General features: G+C 69.0%; 14 protein-coding genes. 4 read left to right on the top strand and 10 right to left on the bottom strand.

Going from position 1 to position 10,531, the window contains the following annotated elements:
- Window positions 1–75: hypothetical protein (locus tag RMO97_RS03240; RefSeq protein ID WP_310539106.1), on the top strand; the 75-nt coding region annotated here is incomplete at its 5' end.
- Window positions 76–335: 260 nt separating this feature from the next.
- On the top strand, window positions 336–1,103 hold the full coding sequence (locus RMO97_RS03235) for a M23 family metallopeptidase (RefSeq protein ID WP_310539105.1): 768 nt from the start codon (window positions 336–338) through the stop codon (window positions 1,101–1,103).
- Here the strand turns inward: RMO97_RS03235 and RMO97_RS03230 are convergent.
- Window positions 1,100–1,501, bottom strand: coding sequence for a hypothetical protein (locus RMO97_RS03230; RefSeq protein WP_310539104.1), 402 nt, complete (start codon window positions 1,499–1,501; stop codon window positions 1,100–1,102). The genes RMO97_RS03235 and RMO97_RS03230 overlap by 4 nt on opposite strands.
- Window positions 1,502–1,759: 258 nt before the next feature.
- On the opposite strand from RMO97_RS03230, the gene RMO97_RS03225 reads away from it, so the two are divergent.
- Window positions 1,760–2,122, top strand: a complete 363-nt coding sequence (locus tag RMO97_RS03225) for a hypothetical protein (RefSeq protein WP_310539103.1) — start codon at window positions 1,760–1,762, stop codon at window positions 2,120–2,122.
- A 47-nt stretch (window positions 2,123–2,169) separates the two neighbouring features.
- Window positions 2,170–3,036 (top strand): alpha/beta fold hydrolase, encoded by an 867-nt coding sequence (locus RMO97_RS03220; protein ID WP_310539102.1) that lies wholly within the window; start codon window positions 2,170–2,172, stop codon window positions 3,034–3,036.
- Window positions 3,037–3,104: 68 nt separating this feature from the next.
- Here the strand turns inward: RMO97_RS03220 and tilS are convergent, their stop codons facing one another.
- The 9 genes from tilS to RMO97_RS03175 form a co-directional block, all read right to left on the bottom strand.
- Window positions 3,105–4,307 carry a tRNA lysidine(34) synthetase TilS gene (gene tilS / locus RMO97_RS03215; protein WP_409035280.1) on the bottom strand — a complete coding sequence of 401 codons (1,203 nt, stop codon included), beginning with the start codon at window positions 4,305–4,307 and terminating at the stop codon, window positions 3,105–3,107.
- Entirely contained in the window at window positions 4,304–5,152 is an 849-nt protein-coding gene (gene ybgF, locus RMO97_RS03210; RefSeq protein ID WP_310539100.1) for a tol-pal system protein YbgF, read from the bottom strand. The genes tilS and ybgF overlap by 4 nt, the downstream gene beginning before the upstream one ends.
- Before the next feature lie 126 nt (window positions 5,153–5,278).
- The gene (gene pal, locus RMO97_RS03205; protein WP_304783600.1) at window positions 5,279–5,815 is read right to left on the bottom strand and encodes a peptidoglycan-associated lipoprotein Pal; all 537 of its coding nucleotides are present in this window, start codon (window positions 5,813–5,815) and stop codon (window positions 5,279–5,281) included.
- A 129-nt stretch (window positions 5,816–5,944) separates the two neighbouring features.
- Window positions 5,945–7,240 carry a Tol-Pal system beta propeller repeat protein TolB gene (gene tolB, locus RMO97_RS03200; RefSeq protein ID WP_310539099.1) on the bottom strand — a complete coding sequence of 432 codons (1,296 nt, stop codon included), beginning with the start codon at window positions 7,238–7,240 and terminating at the stop codon, window positions 5,945–5,947.
- A 23-nt stretch (window positions 7,241–7,263) separates the two neighbouring features.
- Complete coding sequence (locus RMO97_RS03195) at window positions 7,264–8,085, bottom strand: energy transducer TonB (RefSeq protein ID WP_310539098.1); 822 nt, start codon at window positions 8,083–8,085, stop codon at window positions 7,264–7,266.
- A 7-nt stretch (window positions 8,086–8,092) separates the two neighbouring features.
- Complete coding sequence (locus RMO97_RS03190; protein ID WP_310539097.1) at window positions 8,093–8,587, bottom strand: ExbD/TolR family protein; 495 nt, start codon at window positions 8,585–8,587, stop codon at window positions 8,093–8,095.
- Between the two features lie 3 nt (window positions 8,588–8,590).
- Window positions 8,591–9,301: a protein TolQ gene (gene tolQ, locus RMO97_RS03185; RefSeq protein ID WP_310539096.1), complete on the bottom strand. Its 711-nt coding sequence runs from the start codon at window positions 9,299–9,301 to the stop codon at window positions 8,591–8,593.
- Between the two features lie 178 nt (window positions 9,302–9,479).
- Window positions 9,480–9,917, bottom strand: coding sequence for a YbgC/FadM family acyl-CoA thioesterase (locus RMO97_RS03180; RefSeq protein WP_310539095.1), 438 nt, complete (start codon window positions 9,915–9,917; stop codon window positions 9,480–9,482).
- Entirely contained in the window at window positions 9,914–10,285 is a 372-nt protein-coding gene (locus RMO97_RS03175; protein ID WP_310539094.1) for a hypothetical protein, read from the bottom strand. The genes RMO97_RS03180 and RMO97_RS03175 overlap by 4 nt, the downstream gene beginning before the upstream one ends.
- Window positions 10,286–10,531 lie beyond the last annotated feature (246 nt).

Here is a 10,531-nt window from a genome sequence, read left to right as displayed (position 1 = left end):
TTCTTCCGCGACAACACCATGATGCTGTTCGGGGACGCCAAGAAGATGGTCGAAGGCATTCTGAAGGGCCTCTAGACTCAGGCCGTCAGGAACTCGCTGGCGCGGGCTGCGATTTTGTCGCAGCCCGGCTAGGAGAACCTTTACCACTTGAATCTATGGTCGAGCTTCACCCGGCTCTGCTGTAATAGGTTCGAAGCTAATCCTTAACGCCGCCAATTTTTTGTCTTAAAGCCACGGCAATAAGTCGCCGCTTACCCGTGGCGATTGGTCGAAGCTGTTCCGCACAACCTCTAGCGGACGCGTTCTAAGCTCGACTTTACTGGAAGAGGTTCCGCTTGTTTTTGAAGTCCTTGTCGACGTCTGACCGGGTGCGCCATTTCGGCTTTGAGGTCGCTGTCGCCGGCGTCCTAGCCTTGAGCGTCGCCACCGTCGCCTATGCCGCTCGGCCCAACCTGATCGACAAGACTGTCACCAAGCCCCCGGTCGCCGCCCCTGTCCAGGAGGTGGCGCCGCCCCCGCCGCCGCCGGCCTTCGAGTGCGGCAACCCGGTCCCCGGCGAGAAGATCAATTCCCCCTTCGGCCTGCGCCGGATGCCCTGGGAAGACCGCGGCCGGCTGCATGAGGGTGTCGACATCGCCGGCCCCATCGGCACCAAGGTCGTCGCCGTGTCGGACGGCATCGTGATCCGCGCCGGCGAGAGCGCCTCCTACGGCCGCTATGTCGAGGTCGAGCACGGCGTCGGTCTCACCAGCTTCTACGCCCACCTCGGCAAGATCGAGCGCGGCATGAAGAAGGGGGCCTATGTCGAGGCCGGCAAGACGGTCGGCCGTATGGGCTCCAGCGGCACCTCTACGGGCCCGCACGTCCACTTCGAGATCCGCCAGGACGACAAGCCGCTGAACCCCCTGGTCTTCCTGAATCGCGAGTTCGCGACCGCCGAAGATCTGCCCATAAAGCTGGCCTCCTATGTCTCGCCCCGCGTGCGCCTCGCCACGGTGTCGGAGATTCCGGAGAGCAAGAAGGCGCTGATGGAGGCCAAGGCAGCCAAGGGCAAGAAGGGCAAGAACGGCCGCGTTCGCCAGACCCTCAAGTTCCAGGGCTAGGTTCTGGGCCTGCCCGAGGCGCGGTCGGCGGCCAGGGCGGCGATCAGGACGGCGATCACCAGGCCCACCCGCGTTTCCACCGGATAGGCGGTCGTGGCCAGGGTCCAGGAGGCGAAGGCCAGGAACAGAGCGCTGACGATGCGGCCGGCCAAGGCCCGGCGTCCCGCGATCAGGTTGGCGCTCCAGGCCCCGGCCAGGGTCCCCAGCAGCCAGGCGAGCACCTGGCCGACCTGGGCGCCGATCGGCAGGATCGCCGTGGCGGCGCGGATGGCCGCGGGATCGGTCAGGTTGACCCCCGGGGGCGGGGGAAAGATGGTGTTGGCGGCGCCGTCGACGGCGCCCAGCACGACGAGCCCCACGAGAGGCCCGAGAATCACCGCCAGAATCAGCCGCAGCATGGTCGAATCCCTCCTCGCACCGTCGCGAACCTAGTCCCAGTAAGGCTTACGCGCATCGTCTTGTGGCAAGGCCAAGCTTGTGCCCATCCTCGTGTCATAAAAACGAGGAAACGACCTATGCGTTCAGGCTTTAGCGGGCTTGCGCTCGCGTCCGTGCTTCTACTGAGTTCATCTCTCGCCGCGTGCGGGAAGAGCGAACCCGCGGTCCCAGCGGCTCCCGCCGGGCTTGCCCTCTCTACCGCCGAAGGCGCCCACGGCGTGCTTCCCGCCCAGACCACCCAGATCAAGACCAAGGGCTCCGACGCCACGGTCTCCATGACGCCCAACTGGCGGGTCGGCGGTCAGCAGCTCAACATCATGTGGTACGCGGGCGCCAGCCAGACCAAGCGCTTCTTCGTGGTCACCGAGAAGGGCGTGGCCGCCGACCAGCCGGCCTATCTGGTCAATCCGGAACTGGGCGTCCGCATGGTCCGCGTCAGCTTCGACGGCGGCCCGCCGGTCAGCCTGAAGCCCACCCTGGCCCGCGCCCCCTTCGATGTTCCCCCTGGGGCGAAGGCGGTGACCCGGGTGGAGATCGACTACGGGCCGGCCGACGCGGCGCAGACCGTCGTCTGGAAATAGCCGACGCCACTCTTGCCTCGGCCCAGGCCGGCCCCTAGGTCTGGCGCATGGCCAAGGCAGGCTTCCACCCCACGCGCGGAGCTCTCGTCGACATCGGCGGGCGGCGGTTGCGTATCGTGCGGGCGGGCCCCGACACGGCGCAGCCGCTGATCGTGCTGGAGTGCGGCGCCTTCGGGTGCGCGGCCGACTGGGCCGTGGTGCAACAACGCCTGGCCGACAGGGGCCTGCGCAGCCTGGCCTATGACCGGGCAGGGCTCGGCTATTCCGATCCAGGGCCCCGGCCGCGGGACGGCCGCGCTATCGTGGCCGACCTCGAGGCGCTGCTGACCCGTGTGGGAGAGACCGGACCTCTTATCCTGGTGGGCCACTCCATGGGCGGCCTGCTGCTGCGCGTGTTCGTCGGCCGCAACCGCGAGCGCGTCACCGGGGTGGTGCTGGTGGACGCCGTCACGCCGGAGACCATCGAGAGCCCCGCGGCCGCGCGGGCCATCAACGGATTTCTACGCGCCATGAAACTGGTGGGCCGCTGGGCCGGCCTCGGCTTCATGAAGCCGTTCGCCCTGGTGGCCGGTGACAAGATCGGCCTGGAGGGGGAGGCCTCCACCGAGAAGCGCCGCATCTACGGCCTGGCCAGCCACGCCCACTGGTCGGCGGAGGAGGTCATGCACTGGCCGGCCACCTCGGCTCAGGGGCGAGAGATCGGGCACTATCACCCCGACCTGCCGGTGGCGGTGGTCAATGCCGGGGGCACGCGCCTCGGCGCGCGGCTGAAAGCCATCCAGGCCGCGCCCGCCCATGCTTCGGTCCGCGGCTACCTCGCAGACATCGCCGGCGCCAACCACTCGACCCTGCTGGGCAAACGCTTCGCCGATCCGATCATCTTCGGGATCGAGCACGTCATGGCGGAGGGTTAGCCCACGGCTGTTCCCGCGGGCCGTTGCTCAGCCAAAGGGTCCTCGATCCCCAGGCCTCTCCGCAGCAGCTAAGCCGGTTCCCGATCGATCAGACCACAGGCGGCCCGAAGCCTATCCAGGGGGAGCGGGCGAGCCATCACGCCGGAAATCGCCGCCAGGACGGGGGAGCCTTCTCCCCGGATGAAGGGCAGGCCGCCGCGCCCCCCGGCCGGCAGGCGCTGCAGCGCCGAGCGTGACGCGGGCGAAAGGCGCGCCGCATGTCCCGCCAGAGCCTGGATCGCAATGTGCCGCTCCGTGGTGATCTCGAAGCGCCCATCCCAGACAGCCGCCTGTCCCGCCGCGAGAGACAAGGGCTCCAGACCTGCCCGGCCAGGGTCACGCAGAAACCGGACGTCGCGCTGATCGGCCTCGATCCGGGCCCCGGCCAAGGTGGCGGCGAAATCGGTGTCGCCGCCCAGGGTGTCCGCCAGGCGCTTCAGGCGGTCGCTGCGCGGCGGTCTGGAGGTCCCGGCGGCGCAGAGGCAGGCGGCGGCGAGGAAGGCCGGCGGGGCCCTCCGCAGCAGGGTGCGGGGCGCCGCGAGCCCTCCCGCCAGGTCGCAGGTGGCGAGGGCGAGATCGGCCAGCACGGGCCCTGGAAGAACGTCGTCGGTCTCGTCGCCGGTCAGGCTCGCCCGCGCGCGGGCCCGGGCGAAGCGGGCGTCCTCATTGGCGGGGTCCTCGATCCAGGTCTCGCCGCGCTCCGCCAGCCAAGTGCGGATCTCGGCGCGGGTCCGGGATAGCATGGGGCGTAGCAGGAAGAGGTCCCGGCCCTGGGGCCAGGCCGGCGACGGGGTCCACTCGCGGGGACTTGGGGTCGAGGCGCCTTCCTGCCGCATGGCGGCGGCCTCCAGCCGGTCACTGGCGGTGTGGCCCATCAGGACCACCTTGGCCCCGGCCGCCCGGGCGGCGTCGGCGATCAGCCCGTGGCGGGCGGCTCGGGCGGCGGCGGGCAGGCCGGTGGCCGGCTTGCCGCCCTCCCAGGCCAGGCCCCGGAAGTTGGCGCCCAGGCGATCGGCCGTCCCGGCGCAGGACTTGGTCCAGGCGGCGCTCTGTGCGCTCAGGCCGTGGTCGACAGTCAGCACCAGCAGGGACCGCCCACGGGCCGTGGCCCAGTCGGCGACCATCAGGGTGAGCGCCAGGGAATCTCCGCCGCCGGACAAAGCGACGGCGATCGGCGCGGGCGAGATGCTCAGCAGGCGGCGGTCTAGAACCTCGTGGACGGTCGCGGTCAGGCCGCGCACTTGGCCTGGGTCCGGGCGGCGGCGGCGCGGCCCTTCACGGCGGGCGTCGCCTTCGGATAGCGCCGGTCGAACTCGCCGAGGATCTGGCAGGAGTCGGCGGGCTTCCTGATGGCGATCAGCGAGCGGGCCAGCTCTACCGTGGCGTCAGGCGCCCAGCCGGTTGCGGGCCAGCCGCGGATGGCGGCGATATAGGCCTGGGCTGCGTCGGCGTTGGCGCCCCGGGCGGCAAGGGTCTTGCCCAGCCAGTAGCGTGCCTCCGGCGCCTTGGCGCTGGTGTCATAGCGTTCCGCATAGTCGCGGAAGGCGCCCTCCGCCGCGGTGTAGTCGCCGCCCAGCATCAGCTGGCGGGCGGCGGTGAAGGCCTCGGACGCGGTCTGGACAGGGGCGACCACATCGCTGGAACCGCCGGCGAGATCGGGGGATGGCCCCTCGAGCGCCGGCGCCACCTGCCGCTGCTCCATGCCGCCCAGCCGGTCGGCCAGGGCCTTGTTGTCCCGCTTCAGGGCCTCGGCGTCACGCTTGGCGAGCTGCAGGTCGTGGTTGGTGGTCTCGAGCTGGCCGTTCACCCGGGTGAGCGCCTGTTCAAGGTCGGCGATGCGCCTTGTCAGTTCCTGGAGCTGGTAGTCGGTCTCGGCGGGCTGGACCACCACCGGTTTTCCGGAGTCGCGGCCTTGGAAGACGATGGAGCGCAGCTCGCGCATCACCTGCTCCATGCGGTCCAGGCGCCGCGCGTCGCGCGCGTCCAGCGGATCGATGGGCGTCTGGGCGAAGGCGGGGCCAGAGCTGACCAGGGTCAGGACGGCGGCGGAGGCGAGGGCGAGGCGGCGAAGGGTCATGCGGTCATCATCTTCAGGTCGGGTGGGCCAAATTGGGGCTCGTCCGTGGGTTTAGTCCAGAACGCAAAGAGGGGTCCCGCAGTGGGGACCCCTCTCGCACTCTCCTCGAACTGGTACTGGCAGTTCTTAGCGCGCGCCGCCGGTGATGGCGGTGTGGCCGTTCCGATTGCGCTGATAAGCGTCCTCGCTGGTGCCCGGATCGATCGGGCGTTCCTTGCCGAAGGACACGGTGGAGATCCGCGCAGGCGACACGCCGCGGCTCACCAGGTACTCCCGCACCGAGTTGGCGCGGCGGGCGCCGAGCGCCAGGTTGTATTCGCGGGTGCCGCGTTCGTCGGCGTTGCCTTCGATGCGCACCTGGACGCCCTGGTAACGCATCAGCCACTGGGCCTGGGCGTCAAGCACCGGGCCGGCGTCGGAGCGGATGTCGTACTGGTCGAAATCGAAATAGACCCGGTCGCCGATGTTGACGACGAAGTCCTGGATCGACCCGGGGACCACGTTACCGACGCCGGGGCCGGGACCCGGTTGCGACGGGTAGCCAGGGCCGGGGCCAGGGCCGACGCCGGGGCCGGGCTTGGGCTTGCTGGCGCAGGCGGCCATGGACAGAGCCGCGGTGGTGACAAGCGCCAGTCGAAGGGCGTGCTTGGTGCTGAAGCTCATGTCTGGCTTCTCCTTAAGCTGGGTTTCGCCGGCGCCAACCGCGCCATTCACTAAACTGTACCTGCATTTCCGCGTGTCGGACATTTCAAATGACCGCCACTATGCAAACGTTACACCTGAATTCTCTCGTCAGTTGAGCAGTGGAGACCAGGCTGGGTCTGAGCCGGAGCCCGGATAGGGCGCGGGCCGCAGGATCCGACCTGTTACATCCACTGTCCACAAACGCGGAGGCCCTCCGGGTGTTTCACGGCTGAACATCAGCACGCGCCCGTTCGGCGCCCAGGTGGGGCTCTCGTCGAGATAGCTGGTGGTCAAAAGCCGCTCATCTGAACCGTCAGGACGCATGACCCCGATGTGGAACTCCCCGCCCGTCTGCTTGGTGAAGGCGATGAAGTCCCCCACCGGGCTCCACACCGGAGTGGTATATCGCCCCGACCCATAAGAAATGCGACGGACGCCCGAGCCGTCGGAGTTCATGATGTAGAGCTGCGGCTGGCCCCCGCGGTCGGAGTTGAAGACGATCTTGGTCCCGTCGGGGGAGAACGAGGCCGAGGTGTCGATGCCGGGGTCGGAGGTCAGGCGCGCCGAGGTGCGGCTCTTTAGGTTCATCACATAGATGTCGCTGTTGCCGCCCCGCTCCACGGAGAAGGCCACTCGGCCGCCGTCCGGCGAGAAGCGCGGCGCATAGACCATCCCCGGGAACTGGCCGAGGCTTTCGCGCCGGGCGGTCTCCAGGTTGAACAGGTAGATGGCCGACCCCTCCGGCCGCAGGGTCATGTAGGTGATCTCCTGGCTGGTGGCCGAGAAGCGCGGCGACATGACGATGTAGGAGCCGTCGGTCAGGTAGCTGGGATTGGCGCCGTCCTGGTCCATGATGGCCAGGGTCTTGGTGCGGTTGATGCGCCCCCCGGTCTCGGACACGAAGACGATGCGGGTGTCGAAATAGCCCTTCTCGCCGGTCAGCCGCTCATAGACGGCGTCTGAAATCTTGTGGGCCACGCGGCGCCAGTTCTCAGGCGTGGAGGTGAACTGCAGCCCCAGGAGCTGCTGCTCCGAATAGATGTCCCAGAGGCGGAAATCGACCCGCAGCCGGCCACCCTCGACGGTGACCTGGCCGTTGACCAGGGCCTGGGCGTTGATCGCCTTCCAGTCGGGGAAGCGCGGCTGGACAGCCACGTTCAGACCCTTCTCGATATGGGCCTGCTGACCGATCGGGGCGAAGAGGCCCGAGCGTTCCAGGTTGCCCGTGATGACCTGGGCGATGTCGGCGCCGCGGGTTCCGCCAAAGGCGGGGATGGCGATGGGCAGGGGCTGGACGTCGCCCTTGTTGACGTTGATCTCGATCTGGGCGGCGGCTGGCGTGGCTATCGACACCGTGACGAGCATGAGGCTGGCGAGAGCCAGACAGACGGCCTTCAATCGCATCGGGCGGGTCTCCTTTAGGGCGCTCATTGGCAGGCTTCCTGGGCGTTGAAGGTGGGGGCCCAGGCTTGACCGTAAACTTCACGGGGCAGGGCCTTGTCGGCGGCGGCCTGGCGAACGGCGCGGATGGCCCGTTCCGCGGCGGCCCGGACCACGGGATTGGAGGAGGTTTCCTGGCCGCCGGCCTCCACGGCGCCGACCACCTGACCGGTGGCCGAGAGGGTGAAGGTGACGCGCACCCGCACGTCTCGGCCGCCCTCGACCTCGCAGTTGGGGTTCCACCGGCGTTCGATCTGCGAGACGAGGCCCGCCAGGGCGCTCGCCGAGACCCCCTTGCCGGCGCCGGCCGCGGCGCGGGCCTCAAGCGCGGTCTCCTGCCTCGTGGGCCCTCTGGCCGCGGACGAGGACTTTCCCCCGGCGGGGCGGGACTTGGCGATGCTGGCCGAAAGGGCGTCGAGGTCCAGCGCCTTCTGAGGCTTGGCGGCGGGCTTCTGGACGCCCTTGGCGGTGGGGTCGATCGTGGGCTTGGCCACCGCGGGCGCGGGCTTGGCGGGGGTCGGCGCAGGGACGGGGGCAGGGGGCAGGGGTTCGGGCAGGGGCGCCTCGATGGCGGCCTCGGGCGGGGCGTCGGGGATCGGCTGTTCGGTGGTCGCCATCTGATCCTGGGCGGCCTGGGCGGCGGCGCGCAGGTCGGTGTAGGTGGCGTTGGAGATGATATTGACCGGCACGGTGGTCCCGACCTGCGGCGGGTCCTTGGGCCAGGAAATCAGCGCGGCCACGATCGCCCCGCCGTGCAACAGCACGGAGACGATCATCGCCGCGGAGAAATCCGACCCGGTGCGCGTCATGCCGGCCTCAACCCGCCGGAGCGTCCGGAGCGGGGGTTCCGCCGGAGGAGGGGCCGCCCGTGTCGGTGATCAGGTTGATCGAGGTGAAGCCGGAGGTGGACAGCGCCGCCATCACCTGGGCGACCACGGAATAGGCTGCCCGGCCGTCGGCGCGGACATAGATCGGCTTGGTGGTGTCGCCCGCCATGGCCCGCAGGCGCGGCGAGAGGCCGGCGAAGGCCACGGGCTCCTCCTGGACGAACAGCGAACCGTCGGCGCGGATGGAGACGGTCAGGGGCTCGGCCTGGTCCTGCATGGAGCCGGCCTCGGTCTTAGGCAATTCAACCGGGACGCCGACGGTCAACAGGGGCGCCGACACCATGAAGACGATCAGCAGCACCAGCATCACGTCCACCAGGGGCGTGACGTTGATTTCCGACAGGGCGCCTCTGCGGCCGCCACGGCGGCGCCTGCGGCCGCCGCCGCCCGAGGCTGAGAACGCGTCGTGGCTCGAGATCGCCATGGCCTAGGTCCGATCCGCCAGCCGCCGCTGGATGGCGGTGGACAGGTCGTCGGCGAAGCCTTCGAGACGGCCGGTGTAGCGCGAGGCGTCGGTGGAGAACTTGTTGTAGGCGATATAGGCCGGGATGGCCGCGACCAGGCCGATGGCGGTGGCGAACAGGGCTTCGGCGATGGAGGGCGCGACCACCGAGAGGTTGGTGTTCTTCTGGATGGCGATCTCCTGGAAGGCGTTCATGATCCCCCAGACGGTGCCGAACAGGCCGATGAAGGGCGAGGCGGTGGCGACGATGGCCAGAGAGCCGAGGCCGTCCTCCACGCGCTGGGCCTCGCGGGCGATGGTGGTGTCCAGCACCCGGTCGATCCGCTGGATCAGGAAGGCGGCCTGGGTGTCGGTGGAGAGGCCCTTGCCGCGGGCGTCGCGCCATTCGCGAAGCGCGCCCTGGAGCATGCGGGGCAGGGCGTGCTTGGGCCGCTCGCCGGCCTCGGCGGCGATGTCTTCCAGGCTGCGGCCCGAGGAGACCTGGTTCTCGAACCGGTCAGCCTGACTGTTCAGCACGCTGAAGCGGAAGAACTTGTCGATGATCACCGTCCAGGACCACAGCGAGGCCACGGCCAGGCCGATCATCACGCTCTTCACGACCCAGTCGGCGCGCATGAAAAGGGAGATGAAGGAGAAGGTCTCGGGGGTGATCGCGGCGGGGACTGCGGGGTCCATGCGGCCTGGGCTCCGTGGTTAGCGTCCGGCCAGGATTGGCTTGGGACAGCGCAGTGTCGAACTTATGGCCAAGCCACCACAGAAATGTACGTTTCACTTTGATACGCACATTTCTGTCCACTCCCAATTGGAGCGCGATGGCCGCCGAAACCGGAAGTCCACATTCGGCTATCGCGCTCTAGCAAAACAGAGGCCGGAGCGTCGCTATGAGTTCTTTAGGCGGTTTTCGTGGCCGTCCTGTGAGATCGATACAGGCGGCCTCGACCACAGCCTGCGCAATCAGTTGCTCGCCGCGGGTGATCTTCTGGTCGATGAACAGGCGCGGTCCGGCCATCCGATCATAGGTCGTGCGCACAAGAAGCGCGTCGTCGATGCGGGCGGGCGCCTTGAAGTCGATCTCCAGCCGCACGACGGTGAAGGCGGCTGGGTCCGGGCGGTCCAGCAGCTGCGCGTGGCCGATGCCCGCCACCCGCAGGAAGTCGCTGCGGCCGCGCTCGAAGAACCGCACGTACTGGCCGTGATAGACGACCCCGGTGAAGTCGGTGTCCTCGTAGTAGATGCGCACCGGCAGACGGTGTTCGCGGCCGATGATCTCGCCGGCGGAGGGTTCGGTCATCGGGTTCGGTCCTGCAGCATGGCCGAGGTGAGAAGCGCGCCGAGCCCGAACAGCAGCCAGGCTGCGCCCGCCACCAGGCGCGCGGGGTTGGCGGCGTAGAGCTCGGGCGACCAGGTCATCGCCACCGAGCCCAGCAGGGCCCCCACCAGGCAGATAATCGCCGCGGTGGGCAGGCGGGGGGCCTCGCCGCCGGCGGTCAGGCGGTGCACGGCGCTCAGCAGCACCGGCGCCAGCAAGGCGGTGATTCCAAACAGGATGGCCGTCGGGTACCCGCCGCCGAACAGTCCCCACGGCATGGCCAGCCGGAGGAACACCGCGGCGAGGAACCAGAGCACGGCGCCTAGCAGGATCAGGGAAAGGGTACGCATCGCCCCCTTATGCCCGGGGTCGGTCGACGGGGTCGAGACCCAATGCCCGCTCATCCCGGCGAAGGCCGGGACCCAGGTGAAACCCAGGGCGATTGAGGTGGTATCCGAGGCGCGGCCCGTGTTCAGGCGCTTAACACGGGAGATGAATCTGGGTCCCGGCCTTCGCCGGGTTGAGCGGCGTTTTTCACGACTCCTCCTCGAACAGCCCGGGCTGTCCGCCCGCCTGGATCTGCGGCGGCGGGGTGA

It is taken from the genome of Phenylobacterium sp., assembly GCF_031425575.1.
Taxonomy (GTDB): Bacteria; Pseudomonadota; Alphaproteobacteria; order Caulobacterales; family Caulobacteraceae; genus Phenylobacterium.
The sequence above is the reverse complement of the archived record's forward strand: the minus strand, read 5'-3'. Positions and strand labels throughout refer to the sequence as shown.

Coding starts and splice junctions, on each gene's coding strand:
- RMO97_RS03230 (WP_310539104.1), bottom strand. CDS start 1,501: ATGCTGCGGCTGATTCTGGCGGTGATTCTCGGGCCTCTCGTGGGGCTC.
- RMO97_RS03220 (WP_310539102.1), top strand. CDS start 2,170: ATGGCCAAGGCAGGCTTCCACCCCACGCGCGGAGCTCTCGTCGACATC.
- ybgF (WP_310539100.1), bottom strand. CDS start 5,152: ATGACCCTTCGCCGCCTCGCCCTCGCCTCCGCCGCCGTCCTGACCCTG.
- pal (WP_304783600.1), bottom strand. CDS start 5,815: ATGAGCTTCAGCACCAAGCACGCCCTTCGACTGGCGCTTGTCACCACC.
- tolB (WP_310539099.1), bottom strand. CDS start 7,240: ATGCGATTGAAGGCCGTCTGTCTGGCTCTCGCCAGCCTCATGCTCGTC.
- RMO97_RS03195 (WP_310539098.1), bottom strand. CDS start 8,085: ATGACGCGCACCGGGTCGGATTTCTCCGCGGCGATGATCGTCTCCGTG.
- RMO97_RS03190 (WP_310539097.1), bottom strand. CDS start 8,587: ATGGCGATCTCGAGCCACGACGCGTTCTCAGCCTCGGGCGGCGGCGGC.
- tolQ (WP_310539096.1), bottom strand. CDS start 9,301: ATGGACCCCGCAGTCCCCGCCGCGATCACCCCCGAGACCTTCTCCTTC.
- RMO97_RS03180 (WP_310539095.1), bottom strand. CDS start 9,917: ATGACCGAACCCTCCGCCGGCGAGATCATCGGCCGCGAACACCGTCTG.
- RMO97_RS03175 (WP_310539094.1), bottom strand. CDS start 10,285: ATGCGTACCCTTTCCCTGATCCTGCTAGGCGCCGTGCTCTGGTTCCTC.